This is a genomic window from Acinetobacter sp. SCLZS86, from assembly GCF_021560715.1.
In the GTDB taxonomy this organism is placed as follows: domain Bacteria; phylum Pseudomonadota; class Gammaproteobacteria; order Pseudomonadales; family Moraxellaceae; genus Acinetobacter; species Acinetobacter towneri_A.
The window spans coordinates 2,171,252-2,194,192 of sequence record NZ_CP090864.1 but is presented as its reverse complement, the minus strand read 5'-3'; the positions used below and the strand labels follow the sequence as shown (position 1 = coordinate 2,194,192).

Genomic DNA, 22,941 nt, shown 5'->3' with positions numbered 1-22,941 from the left:
AATATGGAAAAAATGCATGCTTGAGTACGTCAATCAGTTGTGGCAAACCTTTTTGAATCGTCCAGATTTTTGGGCCGTGCTCAGTATTATTCCTGTGACTGCTTTTGTGACTTGGGCGCACGTGTGGATGGCACTAAAAATGGTGTTCTATCCAATTAGCTTTTGGGGCTTTCACCTTGGGCCTATTCCTGTGGGATGGCAGGGGATTGTTCCGCGTAAAGCAGGGCGTATTTCAGGCATCATTACCGATAACACCTTGTCAAAACTGGGCTCGTTGCGTGAGTTTCTTAACGCCATGGACCCAGAAGACATGGCGCGTATTATTGGTGAGCAAGTGGGTTTTGAACTTGAACACTTGATTGATGAGGTCATGTTAGACCGTAATGCAGTGCTTTGGGAAAACCTACCCTATTCGATTAAACGCCGTATTTACGCACAGGCGCATAAACAATTGCCAGGTGTGCTGCGTGAATTGGTGACTGAACTGACCTTGAATGTTGAATCCTTAGTGGATATGCGTGAAATGGTGGTTAGCCAAATGGAAGGTGACCGTCGCTTAATGGTTCGTATGTTCCTCAAAGTCGGTCAAAAAGAAATTAATTTTATTTGGCATATCAGTGCATTAATTGGGATGTTCTTTGGTATTTTCCAGATGATTGTTTGGTTTCTGGTGCCATGGCACTGGACGGTCCCATTTTGGGCGGCAATTTGGGGCTTCTTGACCAATTGGATTGCCATTTGGATGGTATTCAACCCAGTCGAACCACATTACGTGAAATATCCGCAGTTCTTTAAATTGACCGAAAATCGTCAATTTCCGTGGATCAAGCCAGTGATTCCACGCATTGGGACTTATAATATTCAGGGTGCGTTCATGAAACGCCAAGATGAAGTCTCGGATGTGTTTGCAAAGGTAGTAACAGAAGATCTGATTACGTTAAAATCCATTATGACTGAAATGATGTATGGCAGTAAAAAAGACAAAACCCGCCGTATTGTCAAACGCCACATCAACGCAATTATGGAAACACCATTGGTTCGTACCTCTTTACAGTTGTCTTTGGGGCCAAAAGAGTATGCCAAACTCAAGACTGACTTGATTGATCGTTCGATTGAAATTACGATGGTGCCTGTATGCGACCCTGCCTTTAATGCGAGCCGTGCACAGAAAATTTATCAAATGTTCAGAGATCGTATTCGTGAACTGACGCCAAAAGAATTCCAGAATCTCTTGCGCCCTGCCTTTCAGGAAGATGAGTGGATTTTAATTGTCTTGGGTGGTGTAACTGGTTTTATTGCTGGTTTAATACATTTGTTTGTCGCTTTCTTATAAGAGGATGCTGGCTGCGTAAAGGGCGATGGCTCTGATGCAACGAGTGTCAAATACATTGTTAAAATGAGGATGTTTTTTATGCGCATTATCTTACTCGGACCACCTGGAGCAGGTAAAGGTACACAAGCTCAGTTGATCTGTAAGCGCTACAATATCCCACAAATTTCAACCGGTGATATGCTCCGTGCTGCAATTCGTGAAGGTACTGAATTAGGTCTACAAGCCCAAAGCGTTATGGATGGTGGAGGTTTGGTATCTGACGAACTTATCATTGGCTTAGTTAAAGAGCGTATTGCGCAGCCAGATTGCGTGAATGGTTGTATTTTTGATGGTTTCCCTCGCACAATTCCACAAGCTGAAGCTTTGGAAAGCGAAGGCATCAATATTGATCATGTGATTGAAATTGATGTTGCAGACGAAGAAATCGTACAGCGTTTGTCTGGTCGTCGTCAGCACCCTGCGTCTGGCCGTATTTATCACCTTGTTTACAATCCTCCAAAAGTGGAAGGTAAAGATGATGAAACAGGTGAAGACTTAGTACAACGTCCAGATGATCAAGAAGAAACTATTCGTAAGCGTTTAAAAGCGTATCACTCAGAAACTGAGCAATTGGTTGGCTTCTATCAGGGTCGTGCTGCTTCTGGCGAAAATGCACCAAGTTACAACAAATTGAATGGTCTTCGTCCAATTGAAGAAGTTCAAGCAGATTTGTTTGCGATTTTAGACCAAGCAAAATAAGCCTAGGTTTTAGACCAAGTCTGTTTAAATGAAAATAAAACCGTTTAAACAGGCGGCTTGTTTTGACTTTAAAAGAGTCCTGATTCATATTAGGGCTCTTTTTATTTGTTTCAGTTTAGGAGAGTGCTTTGCAACATGCTGCTGTGATCATCATGCTATTGGCAAGTATTGCTGTTTTAGGCTTTCTTGTTGTTGTGAGCTATAAGTTATTGCGCAATACACAAGCTCAAAATTCGTCTGAAAAAAAATCAGGCAAGCACTATCAGTTGCATCCGAAACTTAAACAACAGCAACAACGTCAGTCTGAAGATTCTCAGGATAAATAAACCATCACACATCTGCAAAAGATTGCAATTTTAAATTTGGGCAGTTTTTATAAAACCTTATGAAAAAGAATAAAATTCTATTAATAATTCTTGTGGTTGGTATTATTACTTTAGGTATTGTAATTTTTATAAAATCTCAAGCAGTTACAGAGACAAAAAGATTAGGTAACGGTGAAAATACCAACCATGAAGAAACAAGTTCATCTCTGAACAATCTTGTGTATAGATTGCACAGTTATCCACACTATTTTGGATGATCCACATTGCTTTAATGATTTAGCTTGTCTTCAATAAGTTTAGATCACTTTGCAAAACTCTACCGAAGCACTTACTTAGATACGGGCTCGTGATGAATTTCATGCAGCTTAATCTGGCGGTGTGCACCAAATTCAAAGCGATCTGGCCAGTTACACACATCAGACACTACACATTCACCACATTTAGGCTTTCGCGCAATACAGCAATAACGTCCATGCAAAATTAGCCAGTGATGCGAGTCAATCAAAAACTCTTTGGGAATGACTTTAATTAAACGCTGTTCGACTTCTAAAACATTTTTACCCACAGCCAAACCTGTACGGTTACCCAAACGGAAAATATGCGTATCAACCGCCATAGTGGGCTGTCCAAATGCAGTATTTAACACCACATTGGCAGTTTTACGTCCCACGCCAGGTAAAGCTTCTAAATCGGCTCGATTATCAGGCACCATACTGCCATGTTTTTCGATAAGAATTTTACAGGTTTTAATAACATTTTCGGCTTTGGAGTTATACAGCCCGATGGTTTTAATATATTCCTTTAAGCCTTTCACACCTAAGGCATAAATTGCTTCGGGAGTATTGGCAACAGGAAACAATTTGTCAGTGGCTTTATTGACGCTGACATCGGTGGATTGTGCAGATAATGTCACTGCAATCAGTAATTCAAAAGGGTTGGAAAAATTCAGTTCGGTTGTTGGATTTGGGCGTTGTTCACGTAAGCGTTCAAAAAAAGTCTGAATTTGTTTTTTGGTCATATTTTTAGACGGATTTTCTTTAAGCGTTGTGCTTTTGGCAGTCGTTTTTTTAACCGCTTTATTGGTCAGACGTGCATTTCTTTCGGGCATGTTTATGCTCCTAATTCACGTAACTGTTGTTGTAGATTGGCAAGCAACAGCCGTTTTTTTTCATCTTCACGCACACTGAGTTGTTTTTCGAGTTTTTTAATTTGCGTGCGTAATTTTGCCAGTTCGATGGTGGTTTGTGCATCGGCAGTAGAAATCTGTTCATTTTTTTGTACAGGCAACTCAATCACAGGAACAGCAGCATCGGTTTGTGCAGAAAATTGTGCAAACAGCTCAGTATCAATTTCTGCACGTACTACGGGGCCTTTACGTTGCAGACGGCGTTGTTCTTCACGTTGAATGTGGGCGTAGTAGCGTTGACGTAAATCATTCTGTTCTGCAACACGTGCGCTTTCAGAAAGCAGAGGTTGTGTATCTTCCACCAAGTCAATGCAATCGACAGGACAAGGTGGAATACATAATTCACAGCCTGTACATAAATCAGTCAAAATGCTGTGCATGAGTTTGCCTGAACCTAAAATTGCATCGACAGGACAGGCATTAATACATTTGGTACAGCCAATGCACTCATCTTCACGTATAAGCGCTTTCATACGTTGTGGACGTCCATCTGCCTGCACAGGCCAAACACTGGCTTCTGCGGTCAATACAGGCCGTTGTAATAAGTTTGCTAGTGCATCCGCAACAGGTTGTCCACCAGGTACGCATTTATTGGCCGCTTCACCTTCAGCGATCGCTTTGGCATAAGGTAAACAACCATCACGATGCCCGCATAAACCGCATTGGGTTTGTGGAAGCAGCGCATCAATATTTTGGATCAGGGCAATTTGCGAATTCATGGACAAACCAATGCCACTTTAACAGCAGTAGAAAAACGGAAGATAAAGCTAGGGCAAAATTCTAGGTCGATGATTTTAGCACGATTTCTGCTTTTAGGCTTGTGCGCAAATTCAGAACAACAATTGCTAGCTTTTTGGGCGAAAATGCTCAAAACTATGAATTAATTTGTTACATTAACTTATAGGCTTAACACGCTAAAAAATAAGTTAAATTTATGAAAATACAAATGTTTTAAAGTTTTTTGAAAAAAACTATTGTAGATTGTTAACAAAAGATATTTAATATTTTGCGCCAAAATATATCATTGATTGAAATTTTGACCAATTTTGATCCATTTTCTGCTGAGGATTAAGCGTTGAAATACAACAGCCTTAACGAATTCCTAGATTACGTTAAAACACGTGATGCACATCAACCAGAGTTTCTTCAAGCTGTAGAAGAAGTAATGACTAGCCTTTGGCCATTCATTGAAAAGAACCCTCAATATGCAGCACATGGTTTGCTTGAGCGTTTGGTTGAGCCTGAGCGTGCGATTCAATTCCGCGTTTCATGGGTAGATGACCAAGGTCAAACTCATGTAAACCGTGCATTCCGTGTACAGTACAACTCAGCAATTGGTCCATTTAAAGGGGGAATGCGTTTCCACCCTTCAGTGAACCTTTCTATTTTAAAATTCTTAGGTTTTGAACAAACCTTTAAAAACGCTTTGACTACATTGCCAATGGGTGGTGGTAAAGGCGGTTCAGACTTTGACCCTAAAGGTAAGTCTGAAGGCGAAATCATGCGTTTCTGCCAAGCGTTGATGATTGAGTTATACCGTCACTTAGGTTCTAACACAGATATCCCTGCGGGTGATATTGGTGTGGGTGGCCGTGAAGTAGGTTACATGGCGGGTATGATGAAGAAGCTCAGCAATGACACTTCATGTGTATTCACAGGTAAAGGTTTGTCTTTCGGTGGTTCTTTGGCGCGTCCAGAAGCAACGGGTTACGGTACTGTGTATTTCGCTGAGGAAATGCTCAAAACACGTGGCGATAGCTTCAAAGATAAAGTCGTTGCAATTTCAGGTTCAGGCAACGTGGCACAATTCGCTGCAGACAAAGCGATGTACTTGGGTGCGAAAGTCGTTTCACTTTCTGACTCAAACGGTACTGTGTACGTGAAAGAAGGTTTCACACCTGAATTACTTGCTGAAGTAATGGAACTTAAAAACGTAAAACGTGGTCGTATTTCTGAATTTGCGTCTAAACACGGTTTTGAATATCTTGAAGGTCAACGTCCTTGGGGTATCAAGTGTGACATCGCGCTTCCATGTGCAACTCAAAACGAACTTGATGCGAATGATGCAGCAGCGCTTCTTGCAAACAGCGTAATCTGTGTGGCTGAAGGTGCGAACATGCCTTCTACACTTGAAGCTGTAGAGAAATTCGTAGAAGCGAAAATTCTTTATGCGCCAGGTAAAGCATCAAACGCCGGTGGTGTGGCAACTTCTGGTCTTGAAATGTCTCAAAACGCAATCCGTTTAGGTTGGACTTTCGAAGAAGTTGATGAGCGCTTACATGCAATCATGAAAGAAATTCACCGTAACTGCGTAAAATTCGGTACGAAAGAAGACGGTACCGTGAACTATGTAGACGGCGCAAACATCGCTGGCTTCGTAAAAGTTGCTGATGCAATGCTTTCTCAAGGCGTATTCTAAGTCTGACTGAGTTTAAGCTTGAAAAAAAACCGAGGTGAATGCCTCGGTTTTTTTATATTGCGATTTTATCGTTATAGAGTGCCTTTGACTGCTTCACGCTCTACGGTCATGTCGAATACATAGGCATATTTAGACTGGTCAGCTGCCGGATTTTTAATTTCATAACGTTTTACCCGAATAATCTGACGCTCATTCGATGAATGCTGAAAACCTTCGATCTGATCGTAAAATAAAGTCCAGTCTTTATCGACCTGAGTCTTTAAGCCTTTTTCATCATATTTGATTTCTTTCACCTGTAAGCAGGTTTGCTGAGCTACACCCATACAGGCTTTAGTCTGTGACGAAACTTCCAGGAAAATGGTTTCTGCCTGACCTTGGTATTTGGTTTCCGGTGTCATTTTTCCGGTAAAGACATATTTTTGACCATCAGCTGCAGTAATACTCAGTTTTGGCTGATTGGCATCATTTAGATCCAGACTAAACGGAATATTACGCTTTTGCAGAAGCTGGCTGATAAAACGTTCCTGTTCCATTAATGGTGCATCACATGCCATCATGGTGCCCATCATGTCACCCGTACTCAGGGTATTATCTTCAACAGTCCAGCTCGTGCCAAGGCCATTACAGCCAGAAGCTACACTTAGTCTGCCTCGTTGATCAAAGCTCAGAACAATCGGGCGTTGCAGCCCACGATCAAGTTCCCAGGTATAAGCGGGCAAAATTTGTGTAGGCGTTTTTAATGTGGTGGATAGAGTAGAAATAGCCGGATCTCCTGAAGTGGCAGGAAGATGTGAAGATTGACATGCAGTTAAAGCCAAAGGGAGCAGGGCAAGCGCAAAAATACTGAATTTCATTGGTTTATATTCTATGTGCTAAAGTTTCAACGTGATTATAATCAAGAGATTAACAAAAAATATGGATACAAATCGTAGCTTTTGCTAACAAAATGTATCCAAATTAAAAAGTCAGATTTTAAATAAGCGGAGCTATCGGTTAGTCAAAACGATAAATATCCATACCGAGTGAACCCATGCTAAAGCTGCTATGTACAATGTTAAATCGATCTCCCGTACCCATTGCAAAAAACAGCGGTGCAAAGTGTTCTAGGGTTGGGTGATTACGTGCTACATGTGGCAATTGTTGCCAATCTAGTACTGCATCATAATTGCGATGACTTAAATGCTGCACCACACGATTACGGAAACTAAATGCCCATTCAGGCACAGCCGCATTGGGTGTATTCCATGATAATTCACGTAAGTTATGGGTGATACTGCCTGAGCCAATCAGTAAAATTTGCTGTTCACGTAATGGCGCTAAACTTTGCCCAATGTGATAAATCTGTTCGGCGCTCATATTCATGGGCAAAGAAATGGTAATCACTGGAATATTGGCATCGGGATACATGTGCAGTAACGGCATCCACACCCCATGATCATGTGGGCGTGTGCTGTTGGCATGCGCAGCAAAGCCTGCATCTGCCAGACGTTGTAAAATATCTTCGGCAAGTTCTGGCAAGCCCGGAGCAGGGTAGCGTAGGGCGTATAATTCTTCTGGAAATCCACGAAAATCATGCCATGTTTCAGGGCGAATACCTGTATTGACCTCCAGTGCATTACTTTCCCAATGCGCCGACATTACGACTATGGCCTGCGGTGTTGGCAAATTTTCACTTAAACGGCTGAGCGCAGGCCCAACCTGTTCAGGATTGAGTGCCAACATGGGTGAACCATGCGAGATAAATAAACCGGGTAATGTCTGTAAGTTCATGCCAAAATCCCTAAAGCCTGCTGTTCTACAGCATCGCAAAAAAGTGTGTATAGCGAAATGTACTTTTATTCAACGCTATGTTGCAGCTTTGCAACGTCGTTTGAGTTGAAGATATTTTGATAACTCAACGTACAAATTGAATAAGTTGATTTAACCTGCACGATGATAAGGATGATTGTGGTTAATGCTCATGGCACGGTATAGCTGTTCAATGAGCATCACGCGAACTAAAGGGTGTGGTAGAGTCAGTTTAGACAGTGACCAATGCCAAGCTGCGGCTTTTCGTACCGCTTCAGAGTGACCATCTGGGCCACCAATCGCAAGCACGACATCATTGCCTTCTAGCATCCAGCCTTTCATGGTTTCTGCAAGTTTTTCGGTGCTGAACTCTTTGCCGCCCACTTCCAAGGCAATTAACAGCTCATTGTTTTTCATGGCATTTAAAATGCTATCACCTTCAATTTGGCGATATTTTAGAATATCGGCCTCAGAATCATTTTTGCCACGTTTCGCCATTGGGAGTTCGACAATTTGGGTCTGAACAAAGGGTTGAATGCGTTTGAAATAGTCTTCAAAACCAGTTAACACCCAAGCTGGCATTTTTTGTCCGATGGTCAGAATTCGAATTTTCATAAGCGAGTGCATGTAGCGGTCAATCAGAATCTCGCATTATAACCATGATTCAACACAAGCGCTGTGTAACGACACAATTTGCAATTGAATTTGCCAACAGGCTGTTGCTTTAATACTCAGCAATCTTATTGGTCTTTTTTGTCTTGGAATTATCAGCATGCGCGCGTTTCAAAGTCAGCAGTTATATTCATGGATATTGGGCGCGGGTATGGGATTGATGACCACTGCTACATTTGCTGTGCCTGAGGCTCAATGGGCAGAACCAAACAATTTGCAAGTCTATATGCAGCAAGTGATTGGGCAGCAGGGTTTGGGTAATTCCGAACAGTATCGTCATTATAAAAATGTGAATGAATTGAATCGGGTTTCGGCTTGGATTCGTGAACAGATGCGTGTATTTGGCATACCCTGTCAGTTTCAGAATTATGTGGTCAATCAACAAAGCTATCGCAATGTGGTATGCAAATTAAACGTAGGTGCGGCTAAAAAAACAATTTTTGGTGCGCATTACGATGTGTATGGACAGCAGCAGGGCGCAAATGACAATGCTTCTGGCGTGGCTGGGGTAATCGAAACAGCACGAATTTTGGCGCAGGAAAAGAATAAACTTAGTCAAAATGTCGAATTTGTATTCTATACCTTGGCAGAGCCGCCATTTTTTAAAACCGAGTCGATGGGCAGTTTTATACATGCCAAATCTGTGCAGGCAGAAAAAGAAAAAATCCGTGCGGTGTATGTGCTGGATATGATTGGTTATTACGACAGTAATTTGGTGCAAAATTACCCAATCGGTTTAAAGTGGATTTACCCAAGTCATGGCAATTTTATTGCGGCATTGAGCAATATGCAGTCACGTGAAATGAGTGCAACCTATTGCAATGCGATGCAGCGTTTGAATCAATTGCAATGTGAGCGTGTGGTCGCACCGACTTTCGTCAAGGGCATGGATTTTTCAGATCATTTAAATTATTGGAAATATGATATTCCTGCCATTTTAATTACCGATACAGGCAGTTATCGCAGCACACTTCGCCATACCACAGGTGATACTTTAAAAACAGTAAATTTTGAAAAAATGGCACATGTCGTGAATGGCTTGGTTGCACAGATTTTATCACCTTGATGATTGATCGCAGCGCATAAAAAACGCAGCCCTGAATTGAACTAGTACTGCGGTTAAAAGGTCATCCACCTGGAGATATGGATGACCAGAACATGAAGCACGCTTCAATCAAAAGCGTCTGATCAATTTATCGGTCTAAATAGACCAAACAAGAAACATACAGCGCGATGTATCTTAAATTTATATATGTGGATGGTTTACCTATTTTTCAAGGAAATTGAATTAAAAATAGGCTATCCATTTGAAAAATAATTAAAAAATTATTCAACTATTTTAAATCTAGAGTCTAAATACAACAAAAGAGCACCGTAGTGCTCTTTTGAGATGTTCTATGCTTAAAGCAGAGTAACTTGCTTAATGACGTGCGGCTTTGCCTGCTGCTACTGGCTTCACAATCGGTGCCTTGGTTAAAGGCTTAGGCATACTGGTCAGTGCCAAAGGCAAGATTTCATCAATGCTTTTCACAGCTTTGATTTCCAAACCTTCTTTGACATTGTCTGGAATTTCAGACAAGTCACGCACGTTTTCCTCTGGAATAAATACCAGTTTGATACCACCACGATGTGCCGCAAGAAGTTTCTCTTTCAAGCCACCAATGCGCATTGCACGACCACGTAAACTGGTTTCACCAGTCATGGCAATATCAGGACGAATTGGAATACCTGTAAACGCAGACACCAACGCTGTGGTCAATGCCAAACCTGCAGATGGACCATCTTTAGGTGTTGCACCTTCTGGCAAGTGTACGTGCACATCGGTTTCGGCAAATACACTCGCTTCAATGCCTAAGCTGTCAGCACGGGTACGCACAACGGTCATCGCAGCTTTGATCGACTCTTGCATCACGTCACCCAATGAACCTGTGGTGATGAAATTGCCTTTACCTTTCATGGTTGCTACTTCAATGGTAAGTAATTCACCACCCACTGAAGTCCAAGCCAAGCCATTTACGCGACCCACTTCGGCTTCTTCTTCTGCCATACCATAGTCAAATTTGTGTGGACCAAGGTAATCCGGCAAGTTTTGTGAAGTCACATCTACCTGTAGGTTTTTGGCTTTTTTGCTGACTGCTTCTTTCACCACTTTACGGGCAATTTTTGACACTTCACGCTCAAGACTACGCACACCTGCTTCACGCGTATAGCGCTGTACAATGTCACGAATCGCTTCCTCATGAACCGTCAATTCTTTAGCACGCAAGCCATTATTTTTGATGGCTTTAGGTACAAGATAGCGTTCAGCAATATTCACTTTTTCATCTTCGGTATAACCCGGTAGACGAATCACTTCCATACGATCTAGCAGAGCTTCTGGAATATTCATGCTGTTGGCAGTACAAATGAACATCACTTCAGACAAGTCTAAGTCTAGATCTAAATAGTGATCGTTAAACTTGTTGTTTTGTGATGGATCAAGCACTTCTAACAAAGCAGATGCAGGGTCGCCACGGTAATCCTGTGCCATTTTATCAATTTCATCGAGCAAGAACAGTGGGTTCTTCACACCGACTTTGGTCAATGACTGTACAATTTTACCTGGCATCGCACCAATATAGGTACGACGGTGACCGCGAATTTCCGCTTCATCACGTACGCCACCTAGTGCCATACGCACAAACTCACGTCCAGTGGCTTTTGCAACCGACTCACCTAGTGAGGTTTTACCTACACCTGGAGGGCCAACCAAGCATAGAATTGGGCCTTTGAGTTTTTTCACGCGCGACTGCACAGCAAGGTATTCCACAATACGGTCTTTGACTTCATCTAAACCGTAATGATCAGCATCTAAAATTTCTTGTGCTTTCGCCAAGTTGATGCTGACTTTGCTGGCTTTGTTCCATGGCGTATCTAAAATGACTTCTAGATAGTTACGTACCACAGCTGCTTCGCTAGATGCAGGTTGCATCGCTTTAAGTTTACGGAACTCAGCTTCTGCTTTTTTACGTACATGCTCAGGCAAGTCTGCTTCTGCCAGACGTTTTTCAATTTCAGCGACATCATCTTCCGCACCGCCGTTTATATCGGACAGCTCGCGTTGAATGACTTTCATCTTCTCATTTAAGAAGTATTCACGCTGATTTTTTTCCATCTGACGTTTAACTGAGTCATGCAAAGTTTGCTCAATCTGCTGTTCTTCAGACTGTTGCAATAAATAAGTCATTAACTCCGTTAAGTGAGCTTCAAACTCGTCGTGCTCAAGGAATTTTTGTTTAATATCAATGTTCAACGGCACGCGAGTTGCAACAAAGAACAACAATTGCGATAAATCTTCAATTTTATTGGCAGCAGCAATCAGTTCACGTGCATTGCGTAATTTTGCTTCAGCATATTGCGCAAATAAGGCACGTAATTCTTGCAAGCGTGTTGCTTGGGTATTCTCATCCATCGCAACAGTCATTGGGCTTAAGCTGTGCTCTGCAGTTAAATACGCGTCTTCATCAATAATTTTTTCGAGTTTGGCGCGGAATAAGCCTTCAATCAGCACTTTAATACAGTTTTCATCATTTTCGTGATTTACAACTTGCACAATTTTCGCGACAGTACCGTATTGATACAAATTGTCGTGATCAATTTCTTCTGTAAGCGAATCTTTTTGCGCAACTACAAATACTAGATTGTCACTGTTACGAGCCACATCAACTGCATTGATCGATTTTTCACGACCTACAAATAGCGCGATTTGCATGTGCGGATAAACCACCACATCACGTAGCGCTAAAAGCGGTAATACACTTGGAACCTGAGGCTCTAAGGTTTCTTGATTCATAATAATTTCAGACATGGGCACTCCTAATGAGTGACAACGGTGTTGCCATTTTTTTAATAGTGATGGGTATTTTTTAAAATACAAGGGCAGGTCAACATAAATTGTTTAAAAAAGTAGCTAAGTATTTGATTTTAAATTGACCTATTCAGTCAAAATGATCAATTTAGCGTTTCAAGTTGCGTTTAAACTGTAAAAAATGTTGTGGAGTCAGTAAGGCATCTACAGGTTGATCCCAATTTTCACGTGGCAAGTTTGCATGAATCAGCTGAAAATCATGTGCGATACCTAAGCGATAAGGACGCTGTGGAGCAGAGGCTAAAGTGCGGTCATAATAACCACCACCCATTCCAATGCGGGTGCCATGCGTATCGCAAGCCAATAAGGGCATCAAGACTAAATCTAAATGGGAGATGTGTTTTCCGCGACTTGTTCTTGGTTCTTGCATCCCCAAACGATGATGGGCAAAGCGATGCTGACGATATTGTTGTGGGGTGATTTGTACCCACACCAAGTGTTGATTCATGTTGCAAATCATGGGTAAATACACTTGTTTGCTATGCACGAAGCAGTATTCAATGATGCGCTGTGTATGAATTTCACCAAAAGCATGTAAATACATACCCACTTTTTTTGCGTACTGAAATTTTGGCAGTCGTATTAGCCGCTGCAAAACAGCTTGCTGTGCGTGTTGCTGTTGGGTACGCGTGACTGCTCTGCGTTGTTGTCGAAGCTGTTTACGCAAGGTTTTAAGTTCCAACAACTGCATCTCGGCACATCCTTATATTCTTGAGTTTAAATGCTTGAATGGGTATGGGATTACTGTCATTTCATCGACAAAAACAAGCTTTTATCATACTTGGCATTTTAACAGGATGTGATGCTGTATTTCTGTTTATCTGAAACTTGACCTGCTATCGGCTAGTCTAGCTCGAACCCTAGACGCAAAATTACAAAAACTCTTATGCTATTGCCCAATCAATGCCACGCCAACAATCTTCAAGATCGCTTCAAGATGGATTAGGCAGGCTTTAGTTAAAAACAACAAATATGTAAAAACACAAGCCAAAACAAAAACAACACTTTCATTTTGCTGTTCAGGGAGAACAAGAACATGAATTATTCCAACAAGGTGTTTAAACATCTACTTCAAGGCGTGCTGGCTTTAGGAAGTTGTGTCAGCGCACAAAGTTATGCAGATTCGACCTATTTACCGCAGCCACCGAATACCCAACAAGTCTTTTTTGTCGGCAATAACTGGGATGGCACAGTGACGGTGATTCACCCTTCACAAGACTTTGGCAAAGTGGGTGTGGTCAATATGATTCCTGACCGCAAAGAGCGTTTATTAGAAATTCATTTAAATCCAGTGAAATTGATTGCCTACACTTACATTCAACAAACTGCAGGTGAGGGCAATGACCAGTTGGTGGATGATATGTATTCCACGCCAGATGGACAGTCGATTGTGGCTTCACGTCCAAGTTTTGCCGATGTGGTATCCATCAACATTAAAACGGGCAAAATTAATTGGCGTACGCCAGTCGAAGGTTTCCGCGCAGACCACATGGCGGTTTCACCAGATGGACAACGTGTTGCTGTGTCGGCATCGTCAGGTAATGTGGTGCATGTTTTAGATATTCATACAGGTAAAGAATTGGGGCGTTTTGCAACAGGGGATAAGCCGCACGAAAATATTTACTTTGCAGGTGGAACGAAAATCTTAAACTCTGCGATTGGTAACGTAGAAACTTCGATGGATGCACAGTGGCAAGATTTTACCAAAGGTAAGCGCTTTATTACCATTGCCGATGCCAACAATTATAAAGTTCTGAAAAAAATTGATTTCCGACCTGCGTTAGATGCCTTTGGACGTAAAGATTTATCCAACTCAGTGCGTCCTATGGTGCTAAGTAAAGATGAAAGCAAACTTTATGCACAGGTTTCATTTTTTAATGGTTTGGTGGAATACGACTTAAAAACCGATAAAGTCACCCGTATTGGACAATTACCGGGCAGCAGTACAATTCCAAAAGACCGCAGTAAATGGGTAAATGATTCACGTCATCATGGTTTATCCATCAGTGCAGATGGCGAAAAATTCTGTGTGGCTGGTACGATGGATGATTACGCGACCATTGTAGACCGTCAGAGTTTAAAAGCAGGCAAACTGATTCCTGCAGGTAAACCATATTGGGCAACCCGTAGCCCAGATGGAAAAAGCTGTGTGATTTCAGAAAGTGAAACCGATGTGGTAACGGTGATTGACTTTGCTACGGGAGAAAAAGTCCGCAGTGTGCCAGTGGGGAATCACCCACAGCGAGTGCGTTTGGGTTATGCACCAAGCGATTGGTCGACGCCGTAATTTTTAAGCCGATCATAACAGGCAAAGCATGCTAAGGCGCTCAAGACGATATTTGAATTGAGCGCATTTTAGGATGGTTTGCTTATGGAGCATGCACATGAATGGGACTCGATGGCTCGGTATTGGCTTTTTTGTTTTGGCGGTCGCGGTGTTGTTTACCGTGGTGTATGTGTTTCAACCACCGAATAAGACTGTTTCGGAAACAGTGTGGGTGAAACCGAACACGGCTTCCACAGAGATAGAAACAACGCAAAGTCTATATTCAGATGAATCTGAAAATGTACTGGAAACAAACGCTATGCTAGAGCGTGCTGCGGTATCTGCAGTTGAAATGCAGCAATTAATCCAGCAACGTGATCAGTTGTATTTAGGCTTTAAGCAAATTAGTACAGGTTTAAGCCAAGGGCAAAAGCCTGATTTAAACCGTGTACAAAGTATGTTGCTACAGCAGGAACAATTGGTACAAGCAGGCGTATTAAGAGCAGAAGATGCAATGAACTATAGCCAGTTTTTAAAGCAAATTTTACCTGAAATTGCAGGGCAAATTGATTTGCATATTTCGCGTTTAAAGCGCCTGATCGTGGTGACAGGTTAAGCCACAGTAAGGTGTGAGTTGCTGTTATAAATACACGATGACGCCATTGTTGCAGTCAATAATGGCGTTATTTTTTTGTCTAAAAAATTCTTTTAATCCACATGTTTTTAAGCCGAATAGCGGCCACTTGAGCTGAATTTATCCATGATTCCTTTGATCAAGCGTTCAATTCATCTTAGAAGAAAGCACACGTATTTTACTGTATTGGACTAAAGTTGTATAAAGCTGTGCCGAATAAATTTAGTTTTTCCTTCCTTTTAAAAACTGCAGAAAAAACAAAGTTTAAATTTTTCTTCACCGTATTTTTTATGCTGCGAACAAAGATCATCTTTATTTAAATTGGTATGACCATATAAATAAATAACCAGACCAATGTTGACATTTATTTGTATAAAACTATTATTTGTTGCAAATATTAAGAGTATTTTGATTTTTATCTTAATATTGGTCAGACCAAAATTAGAATTTTACCTCTATGCTTAGACCTATGTTTACGTTTGAGTGAGCATTTCAAGGAGATGACAATGCTTCAACATTGGCAACAGATCTATGATCCAATGGCAAATATTTGGATTTCGAGTCTTATTGCATTAATCCCGATTATTTTTTTCTTTTTGGCACTGGCTGTATTTCGCTTAAAGGGAAGTGTTGCGGGAACAATTACGGTGATTTTGGCGTTATTAGTGTCTTTATTCGCCTATGGCATGCCAGCACCAATGGCTTTTGCTTCATTGATCTATGGCTTTTTTTACGGTTTATGGCCAATCGCATGGATTATTATTGGCGCATTATTCTTATATAAAATCTCTGTAAAAACAGGGCAATTTAACATTATTCGCTCATCTATTCTTTCGATTACAGAAGATCAGCGTCTCCAGATGCTATTAGTCGGCTTCGCGTTTGGGACATTTTTAGAAGGTGCAGCGGGTTTTGGGGCGCCAGTGGCAATTACTGCAGCTTTATTGGTGGGTTTGGGCTTTAAGCCTTTATACGCTGCGGGTTTATGTTTAATTGTGAACACTGCACCGGTTGCGTTTGGCGCAATGGGGATTCCAATTATTGTGGCGGGTCAGGTTTCGGGTGTAGAAACCATGGAAATTAGCCAGATGGTTGGACGTCAGCTGCCATTTATGGTGCCAATTGTGCTGTTCTGGATTATGGCAATTATGGATGGTTGGCGCGGTGTGAAAGAAACTTGGCCTGCAGTATTGGTGGGTGGCGGTGCTTTTGCCATTGCACAATACTTGACCTCTAACTTTGTTGGGCCTGAGTTACCTGACATTACAGCTGCGATTGCATCTTTGGTCAGTTTAACGGTGTTGTTTAAATTCTGGCAGCCAAAACACATTTTCCGTTTTAGTGATGCAGATACAAAAGTAGATGCCAACTTGGTTGCAGAACAACAGCAAAAATACAGCATAGGGCAGATTGTTAAAGCATGGTCACCTTTTGCAGTATTAACGGTGATGGTCACCATTTGGAGTATTAAACCGTTTAAAGATTTATTTGCCAAAGATGGGGCAATGCATGACTGGGTAATTTCCATCAAAGTGCCATTTTTACATCAATTGGTGCAAAAAATGCCGCCTGTGGTGGCAGATGTCAAAGACTACGATGCAATCTTTAAGTTCGATTGGCTGAGTGCAACGGGTACTGCAATTATGATTGCGGCTGTCATCACCATCATTTACTTAAAAATGAAACCGCGTGAAGCTGTTAAAACTTTTGCAGAAACCATCAATGAGTTAAAAACACCGATTTATTCGATTGGGATGGTGTTGGCTTTTGCTTTTATTGCCAATTATTCAGGCATGTCTGCGACTTTGGCACTGGCTTTGGCTCATACAGGCAATGCTTTTACATTCTTCTCGCCATTTTTAGGTTGGATTGGAGTGTTCTTGACAGGTTCAGATACATCAGCCAATGCCTTATTTGCTGCCTTGCAAGCCACAACTGCACAGCAAATTGGTGTACCAGAAGTGTTACTTGTTGCTGCCAATACCAGTGGTGGAGTAACAGGCAAAATGATTTCACCACAATCGATTGCAATTGCCTGTGCGGCAGTGGGTTTAGTCGGAAAAGAATCTGATCTATTCCGCTTTACCGTGAAACACAGTATCACGTTCACCGTAATGATCGGTATTATTATCACTCTACAAGCTTATGTGTTCCCATGGATGATTCCATAACCACATGCACAAGAGGATAGCCGCATGAAAGTCTCCGACAAAGTTGTACAAGACCTGCGCACACTGGTTGAAAAAAATCAGATGCAAGTCGGAGACCGATTGCCTGCCGAAAGAAAGTTATGTGAACAACTCGGGGTTTCCCGTTCCTCTTTGCGTGAGGCTATTCAGCAATTGACCAGTCAGGGCATGCTGGTCAGCAAAGTTGGAGCGGGTACTTTTTTGCAACAGCTACCCACCAATTGGTCGCAATATCAAATTGTGCAGCCTTTAAGTAACCTGATTGATGAAGACCCTGCTTATCGTTTTGATGTGCAGGAAGCTCGAATGGTGCTTGAAGGTGGTACGGCATGGTATGCCGCACAGCGGGCAACCGCTGAGGATTTGAAAAAAATCCGTGCATGTTATGAGCAAATCGCCCATTTTCAAATTTTAGGTGATGACGATCAGGCAGCAATTGCCGATGCCAAGTTTCATTTGGCAATTGCCGAAGCATCGCACAATTTGGTGCTCATTCAAATGATGCGTGGCTTATTTGATTTGTTGCAATACAACGTAGTTTTGGGCAGACGCAAAGTCTATACCGAAGCCCACCGTTTCGATCAGTTGCATGATCAACACTTTCAAGTGATGGATGCAATTGAACGCCAGGATCCAGAAGCTGCCCGTTCGGCAGTGTGTGGACATATTGAATTTGTAGTTCAACAAGTACGTATGATAGACGAGGAAGATGCGCGTCGTCAGCGTGCGAGTCGATTAAACAGGATAGCGCCATGATTATTTCTTCTGCGAATGATTACCGCGAAGCAGCTAAACGCCGTTTACCGCCATTTTTATTTCACTATATTGATGGAGGTGCGTACGCGGAACAAACGCTAAAAAGAAATGTGGAAGACCTTTCACAGATCGCCTTGCGCCAACGTGTTTTGAATGACATGTCGGCTTTGAGTTTAGAAACCACTTTATTTAATGAAACCTTGTCAATGCCTGTGGCGTTGGCACCTGTGGGTTTAACGGGCATGTATGCGCGCCGTGGTGAAGTGCAGGCTGCGGTAGCAGCAGACAAAAAGGGTATTCCGTTTACATTATCTACAGTGTCGGTGTGTCCAATTGAAGAAGTGGTGCCTGCCATTTCACGCCCAATGTGGTTTCAGCTTTATGTATTGCGTGACCGCGGTTTTATGCGCAATGCTTTGGAACGTGCTAAAGCCGCAGGCTGTTCAACACTGGTCTTTACAGTAGATATGCCTGTGCCTGGTGCACGTTATCGGGATGCACATTCGGGCATGAGTGGTCCAAATGCTGCTATGCGACGCTATATGCAGGCAGTGATGCATCCAAACTGGGCATGGGATGTGGGTTTACTGGGTCGTCCGCATGACTTGGGCAATATCTCCAAATACTTGGGCAAGCCGACTGGACTGGAAGATTATATTGGTTGGTTGGGCAATAACTTTGATCCATCCATTTCATGGAAAGACTTGGAGTGGATTCGTGAATTTTGGGATGGCCCGATGGTGATTAAAGGCATTTTAGACCCTGAAGATGCTAAGGATGCTGTTCGTTTTGGGGCTGACGGAATTGTGGTGTCCAATCACGGTGGTCGTCAGTTAGATGGTGTGTTATCTACTGCACGTGCCTTGCCACCTATTGCTGATGCAGTAAAAGGAGATCTAAAAATTCTAGTGGATTCAGGTATTCGTAATGGCCTAGATGTGGTGCGCATGTTGGCGATGGGTGCGGATACTTGTATGCTCGGACGTGCCTTTATTTATGCACTAGGCGCTGCAGGCGGGGCGGGTGTGAGTAATTTACTCGAATTGATTGATAAAGAAATGCGCGTCGCAATGACCTTAACGGGTGCTAAAAACATTCAAGCGATTAACTCAGATTGCTTGGTACAACTTGAGCGTGAACTGAAAGGCTAAATTGCCAGCAAGAGCGATCAATCCATCAACTGATACGTTTGGCTGAATCGCTCAATTGTATTTTTCATCTTGTTTCAGGACTTGTACACTATGCCACAGACAATTTCTTCTGCAACACAATTTGATGCTGCAGCAACCCTCAAAAACTTGGTCGATATTGTGGGAAAAGCGCATGTATTGACCCATGAATCAGATACTCGTTTATATCGTCAAGGGCGACGTTTTGGCGAAGGACAGGTTTTTGCGGTGGTCACGCCAGGTTCTTTATTGCAGCAGTGGCAAGTGTTACAAGTGGCTGTGGCAGCAGATTGCATTATTATTATGCAAGCCGCCAATACTGGACTCACGGGTGGTTCTACCCCTTTTGGTGATGACTATGATCGTCCTGTAATTTTGATCAACACCCAACGTTTAAAAGGTATTCAGCTCATCAACGATGCCAAGCAAGTGATTTGCTTGCCTGGTGCAACATTGGATGCTTTGGAACAACAATTGGCGCCACATCAGCGTGAGCCACACTCAGTCATTGGTTCATCTTGTATTGGCGCTTCGGTGTTGGGCGGGGTATGTAATAATTCAGGTGGTGCATTGGTCAGACGTGGCCCTGCCTATACTGAGTTGGCCTTATATGCACAAGTCAATGAACTGGGCGAGTTGCAACTCATCAATCATCTGGGGGTGAATTTAGGAAACTCGCCAGAAGAAATTTTAACCAGACTTGAGCAAAAACAATATCGCCCTGAAGATATTGAATATTCGGAACATTGTTGTGCTTCTGATCAGCGTTATGTGCATGATGTTTCCCAAGTCGACGCCGATACGCCTGCACGGTTTAATGCCGACCCGAGCCGTTTGTTTGAAGCTTCGGGTTCGGCAGGTAAAGTCTGTGTGTTTGCAGTGCGTTTGGATACGTTTGAGAAAATTCCGAGTCAGGTGTTTTATATCGGCAGCAATCAGCAGGATGATTTAACCGCGATTCGCCGTTTTTTATTACGTGATTTGCCGCGTGTACCGATTGCTGGCGAGTATATTCATCGAGATGCCTATGACATTGGTGCAGAATACGGCAAAGACAGCTTCTTGTTTATCGAGAAGTTTGGCACCAGTAAAGTACCTGCAGCTTTTGCCATGAAAGACAAAGTTGATGGTTTTCTAACCCGTTGGGGCATGCGTGGATTGTCGGATAATGTTTTGCAAATGTTCACGAAACTACTGCCAAATCATTTACCAGAACGCATGAACCAATTTCGTGATTTGTATGAACATCATTTAATTTTGCGCATTGAGCAGCAAGATGTTGCGGCAGTACAGCAGTTTTTACTGGATTATTTTATCACGCGCAATTCCGGCAGTTTTTTTCTATGTAATGAAGATGAAGGTCGCAAGGCTTTTTTGCATCGCTTTGCAGTGGCAGGTGCTGCAATCCGTTATCGTGATACACACCGAAATGAAGTGGAAGACATTGTTGCTTTAGATATTGCGTTAAGACGTAATGATCAGCAATGGGTTGAAAATTTACCCGAAGAGTTGGAGCAGGCGATTATACATAAGTTGTATTATGGTCATTTTTTATGTCATGTCTTTCATCAGGACTATATTATTAAAAAAGGCGTAGACCCATTGGCAATGGAACATCAAATGTGGTCATTGCTAGATGCACGTGGGGCAGAGTATCCTGCAGAACATAATGTTGGGCATTTATACGTGGCGAAGCCTGCCCTCAAGCAGCATTATCAAAAATTGGACCCGACCAATTGTTTTAATGTGGGCATTGGACATAGCTCAAAATTAAAAGCTTGGCGTTAAATAAGGATGAAAACTGAGCAGTGAAACTGATTCTAAGGATAGAGGGATATGTTTAAGTTAGATAGCAGACTGCTACAGATTTTTTATTATGTGTATAAATTAAAAAATGTGTCTGCTGCCGCAGATGCGTTGGGCATGAGTCAGCCTGCGGTTAGTAACTGTTTAAATAAAATTCGTCAGCATTTTAATGACCCATTATTTTTAAGGGTGGGCAATGAAATGTTGCCAACAGAGTTGGCGAAACAGATTTTTTCACCGATTAGTGAAATTCTTAATAAAATTGAAACGGTTAATAACTTTAAAGTCGATTTTGATCCGACCCATTCCGATCAATTATTTACCTTGGCAATGACCGATGTTTCGCATTTGGTTCTATTGCCAAAGCTGACAAAGTTTTTAAAAAAATATGCACCTTCGGTACGGATTAAAATTCGTCCTATTACCCGTGAAACCAGTTATCAAATGGCAAATGGTGAAATTGATTTTGCGATTGGATTTTTACCTGAATTAGAACAGGGTTTTTATCAGCAGCAATTATTTTTACAATATTATGTGGTGATAAGTCGTAAAGATCATCCACGTATTTGTGAAAAAAGTTTAGATGTTGAAGCTTATATTCGTGAATCGCATGTCGATGTGGATACCAGTATAGGTCACTACCATATTGAAAATGAATTAAGCAATCGCGGTTTAAGACGTAATATTTTAATGAGTATTCCAAGTTATTTAGGGGTTGGTTTAATTGTGCAAGAAACCGATATGATTGCGACAGTACCTTATTATTTAAGTGAGGTATTGTTGGCACGTGGGAATTTACAAGTAGTAAGTGCGCCGTTGAATTTTCCAACTTATCCTGTACGACAGTATTGGCATACGTCTTGTCATCACCAAACCTGTCATCAGTGGTTAAGAAAAGTGATTTTTGATTTGTTTAGCCAGCATCCTTAATTAATGGTGTTTAAAGTAAAATTTTTATAATTTTTTAAATCATCATTCACTAATTCCCTCATCTTCAAAAGAGCAGGCTAGGCTGAGGGAATTAGTGATTCTTTTTTATAAGGCAATAAAATTGAATTTCTGACCACGATTTTGATTGCAGCTATACATTTTCATTTTTCCATTATAAATGTCTAAACATTCGCTTGTATCTAAACTACGAATACACTGTCCATCGAGATACCATTTTTGGTTACATTGTCCATTAAAGGTATAAGCAATAACTTCAGCATCATCATGTTTCTGTTTTCCTGCTACATCTAGGCATTTGCCTTGCACGGCAATGTTTTGATCAGGATGGAAAATAAAATGCTGATTGGTACCATCATGACAATGTGAAGTCTGAATGGAACGTTGATTACTGCGACTAAAATCTACGCAGCGACCATCATAGGTTTTAATTTTGACTTTTTGTTGCCATGTTTGTGCAGGATAAGGCATAGGTGTTGGCATATAAATGGTTTGTTGTGCAGGACGTTCTACAGGTGTACTTGCTGGAATTTGAGGTTGAATGACGATATTGGGAATCTGCCCCGATGCTGTTCCGTCAACTACAATACATGCTGTTAAAAGTGAGCAACTGCTTATAGTGAAAAGTGTCTTAAACATAAGAGAAAACAATATATTTATTAAGTGCATAGGATAAATTTAAAGCATGGAATAAATATTTATTTTTTGTAATTTTGTGTGTAATTGACCAAAAAATTTTATCTATTAGACATGGTTTCCTAGACACGGTTTTCAAGCAAAAAATTAAGTATGAAAAAACTTCAA

General features: G+C 41.7%; 20 protein-coding genes. 12 read left to right on the top strand and 8 right to left on the bottom strand.

Annotation, left to right across the window (positions count from 1 at the left end):
* The first annotated feature begins 16 nt into the window (after positions 1 to 16).
* The 3 genes from LZP46_RS10520 to LZP46_RS10510 all read left to right on the top strand — a co-directional run bounded on the left by LZP46_RS10520 (position 17) and on the right by LZP46_RS10510 (position 2,397).
* Positions 17 to 1,333: a hypothetical protein gene (locus LZP46_RS10520; protein ID WP_236093791.1), complete on the top strand. Its 1,317-nt coding sequence runs from the start codon at positions 17 to 19 to the stop codon at positions 1,331 to 1,333.
* 78 nt (positions 1,334 to 1,411) lie between these two features.
* Entirely contained in the window at positions 1,412 to 2,071 is a 660-nt protein-coding gene (gene adk, locus LZP46_RS10515) for an adenylate kinase (RefSeq protein ID WP_236093790.1), read from the top strand.
* A gap of 128 nt (positions 2,072 to 2,199) precedes the next feature.
* Positions 2,200 to 2,397, top strand: coding sequence for a hypothetical protein (locus LZP46_RS10510; RefSeq protein ID WP_236093789.1), 198 nt, complete (start codon positions 2,200 to 2,202; stop codon positions 2,395 to 2,397).
* Positions 2,398 to 2,725: 328 nt separating this feature from the next.
* Here the strand turns inward: LZP46_RS10510 and nth are convergent, their stop codons facing one another.
* Together nth and LZP46_RS10500 are read right to left on the bottom strand one after the other, a co-directional pair.
* Positions 2,726 to 3,415, bottom strand: a complete 690-nt coding sequence (gene nth / locus LZP46_RS10505) for an endonuclease III (RefSeq protein WP_236095206.1) — start codon at positions 3,413 to 3,415, stop codon at positions 2,726 to 2,728.
* Between the two features lie 92 nt (positions 3,416 to 3,507).
* The gene (locus tag LZP46_RS10500; protein ID WP_236093788.1) at positions 3,508 to 4,302 is read right to left on the bottom strand and encodes an RnfABCDGE type electron transport complex subunit B; all 795 of its coding nucleotides are present in this window, start codon (positions 4,300 to 4,302) and stop codon (positions 3,508 to 3,510) included.
* A gap of 356 nt (positions 4,303 to 4,658) precedes the next feature.
* On the opposite strand from LZP46_RS10500, the gene gdhA reads away from it, so the two are divergent.
* Complete coding sequence (gene gdhA / locus LZP46_RS10495; protein WP_236093787.1) at positions 4,659 to 6,002, top strand: NADP-specific glutamate dehydrogenase; 1,344 nt, start codon at positions 4,659 to 4,661, stop codon at positions 6,000 to 6,002.
* 71 nt (positions 6,003 to 6,073) lie between these two features.
* Here gdhA and LZP46_RS10490 read toward each other — a convergent pair whose 3' ends face one another.
* From LZP46_RS10490 to rlmH, 3 genes are all read right to left on the bottom strand, one after another.
* Positions 6,074 to 6,856, bottom strand: coding sequence for an META and DUF4377 domain-containing protein (locus LZP46_RS10490; RefSeq protein ID WP_236093786.1), 783 nt, complete (start codon positions 6,854 to 6,856; stop codon positions 6,074 to 6,076).
* A 139-nt stretch (positions 6,857 to 6,995) separates the two neighbouring features.
* A complete protein-coding gene (locus LZP46_RS10485; protein ID WP_236093785.1) occupies positions 6,996 to 7,772 on the bottom strand; it encodes a DODA-type extradiol aromatic ring-opening family dioxygenase in 777 nt (258 codons plus the stop codon).
* A gap of 150 nt (positions 7,773 to 7,922) precedes the next feature.
* On the bottom strand, positions 7,923 to 8,405 hold the full coding sequence (gene rlmH, locus LZP46_RS10480; protein WP_026438445.1) for a 23S rRNA (pseudouridine(1915)-N(3))-methyltransferase RlmH: 483 nt from the start codon (positions 8,403 to 8,405) through the stop codon (positions 7,923 to 7,925).
* Positions 8,406 to 8,562: 157 nt separating this feature from the next.
* Here rlmH and LZP46_RS10475 point away from each other — a divergent pair, with 157 nt between their 5' ends.
* Positions 8,563 to 9,528, top strand: a complete 966-nt coding sequence (locus tag LZP46_RS10475; RefSeq protein ID WP_442863503.1) for a M28 family peptidase — start codon at positions 8,563 to 8,565, stop codon at positions 9,526 to 9,528.
* A gap of 354 nt (positions 9,529 to 9,882) precedes the next feature.
* Here LZP46_RS10475 and lon read toward each other — a convergent pair whose 3' ends face one another.
* Both lon and LZP46_RS10465 read right to left on the bottom strand, forming a co-directional pair.
* A complete protein-coding gene (gene lon, locus LZP46_RS10470; protein ID WP_236093784.1) occupies positions 9,883 to 12,309 on the bottom strand; it encodes an endopeptidase La in 2,427 nt (808 codons plus the stop codon).
* 148 nt (positions 12,310 to 12,457) lie between these two features.
* On the bottom strand, positions 12,458 to 13,054 hold the full coding sequence (locus tag LZP46_RS10465) for a 5-formyltetrahydrofolate cyclo-ligase (protein WP_236095204.1): 597 nt from the start codon (positions 13,052 to 13,054) through the stop codon (positions 12,458 to 12,460).
* A 351-nt stretch (positions 13,055 to 13,405) separates the two neighbouring features.
* Here LZP46_RS10465 and LZP46_RS10460 point away from each other — a divergent pair, with 351 nt between their 5' ends.
* From LZP46_RS10460 to LZP46_RS10430, 7 genes are all read left to right on the top strand, one after another.
* Complete coding sequence (locus LZP46_RS10460; RefSeq protein WP_178319511.1) at positions 13,406 to 14,656, top strand: YncE family protein; 1,251 nt, start codon at positions 13,406 to 13,408, stop codon at positions 14,654 to 14,656.
* Positions 14,657 to 14,753: 97 nt separating this feature from the next.
* A complete protein-coding gene (locus LZP46_RS10455; RefSeq protein WP_178319512.1) occupies positions 14,754 to 15,251 on the top strand; it encodes a hypothetical protein in 498 nt (165 codons plus the stop codon).
* Between the two features lie 518 nt (positions 15,252 to 15,769).
* A complete protein-coding gene (gene lldP / locus LZP46_RS10450; protein ID WP_236093783.1) occupies positions 15,770 to 17,440 on the top strand; it encodes an L-lactate permease in 1,671 nt (556 codons plus the stop codon).
* A gap of 24 nt (positions 17,441 to 17,464) precedes the next feature.
* Complete coding sequence (lldR, locus tag LZP46_RS10445; RefSeq protein ID WP_019837849.1) at positions 17,465 to 18,214, top strand: transcriptional regulator LldR; 750 nt, start codon at positions 17,465 to 17,467, stop codon at positions 18,212 to 18,214.
* Positions 18,211 to 19,365 (top strand): FMN-dependent L-lactate dehydrogenase LldD, encoded by a 1,155-nt coding sequence (gene lldD / locus LZP46_RS10440; protein WP_016659249.1) that lies wholly within the window; start codon positions 18,211 to 18,213, stop codon positions 19,363 to 19,365. Before lldR ends, lldD begins: the two co-directional genes overlap by 4 nt.
* A gap of 90 nt (positions 19,366 to 19,455) precedes the next feature.
* A complete protein-coding gene (gene dld / locus LZP46_RS10435; protein ID WP_236093782.1) occupies positions 19,456 to 21,171 on the top strand; it encodes a D-lactate dehydrogenase in 1,716 nt (571 codons plus the stop codon).
* A 48-nt stretch (positions 21,172 to 21,219) separates the two neighbouring features.
* Complete coding sequence (locus LZP46_RS10430; RefSeq protein WP_236093781.1) at positions 21,220 to 22,119, top strand: LysR family transcriptional regulator; 900 nt, start codon at positions 21,220 to 21,222, stop codon at positions 22,117 to 22,119.
* Positions 22,120 to 22,224: 105 nt separating this feature from the next.
* Here the strand turns inward: LZP46_RS10430 and LZP46_RS10425 are convergent, their stop codons facing one another.
* On the bottom strand, positions 22,225 to 22,776 hold the full coding sequence (locus tag LZP46_RS10425) for a ricin-type beta-trefoil lectin domain protein (RefSeq protein ID WP_236093780.1): 552 nt from the start codon (positions 22,774 to 22,776) through the stop codon (positions 22,225 to 22,227).
* Positions 22,777 to 22,941 lie beyond the last annotated feature (165 nt).

Bases quoted from the DNA above. Each gene is read 5' to 3' on its own strand.
- lon (WP_236093784.1), bottom strand. From the start codon at position 12,309: ATGTCTGAAATTATTATGAATCAAGAAACCTTAGAGCCTCAGGTTCCA.
- LZP46_RS10490 (WP_236093786.1), bottom strand. From the start codon at position 6,856: ATGAAATTCAGTATTTTTGCGCTTGCCCTGCTCCCTTTGGCTTTAACT.
- LZP46_RS10520 (WP_236093791.1), top strand. From the start codon at position 17: ATGCTTGAGTACGTCAATCAGTTGTGGCAAACCTTTTTGAATCGTCCA.
- lldD (WP_016659249.1), top strand. From the start codon at position 18,211: ATGATTATTTCTTCTGCGAATGATTACCGCGAAGCAGCTAAACGCCGT.
- LZP46_RS10475 (WP_442863503.1), top strand. From the start codon at position 8,563: ATGCGCGCGTTTCAAAGTCAGCAGTTATATTCATGGATATTGGGCGCG.
- lldR (WP_019837849.1), top strand. From the start codon at position 17,465: ATGAAAGTCTCCGACAAAGTTGTACAAGACCTGCGCACACTGGTTGAA.
- rlmH (WP_026438445.1), bottom strand. From the start codon at position 8,405: ATGAAAATTCGAATTCTGACCATCGGACAAAAAATGCCAGCTTGGGTG.
- dld (WP_236093782.1), top strand. From the start codon at position 19,456: ATGCCACAGACAATTTCTTCTGCAACACAATTTGATGCTGCAGCAACC.
- LZP46_RS10455 (WP_178319512.1), top strand. From the start codon at position 14,754: ATGAATGGGACTCGATGGCTCGGTATTGGCTTTTTTGTTTTGGCGGTC.
- LZP46_RS10485 (WP_236093785.1), bottom strand. From the start codon at position 7,772: ATGAACTTACAGACATTACCCGGTTTATTTATCTCGCATGGTTCACCC.
- nth (WP_236095206.1), bottom strand. From the start codon at position 3,415: ATGACCAAAAAACAAATTCAGACTTTTTTTGAACGCTTACGTGAACAA.
- adk (WP_236093790.1), top strand. From the start codon at position 1,412: ATGCGCATTATCTTACTCGGACCACCTGGAGCAGGTAAAGGTACACAA.
- LZP46_RS10460 (WP_178319511.1), top strand. From the start codon at position 13,406: ATGAATTATTCCAACAAGGTGTTTAAACATCTACTTCAAGGCGTGCTG.
- LZP46_RS10430 (WP_236093781.1), top strand. From the start codon at position 21,220: ATGTTTAAGTTAGATAGCAGACTGCTACAGATTTTTTATTATGTGTAT.
- LZP46_RS10500 (WP_236093788.1), bottom strand. From the start codon at position 4,302: ATGAATTCGCAAATTGCCCTGATCCAAAATATTGATGCGCTGCTTCCA.
- LZP46_RS10425 (WP_236093780.1), bottom strand. From the start codon at position 22,776: ATGTTTAAGACACTTTTCACTATAAGCAGTTGCTCACTTTTAACAGCA.
- lldP (WP_236093783.1), top strand. From the start codon at position 15,770: ATGACAATGCTTCAACATTGGCAACAGATCTATGATCCAATGGCAAAT.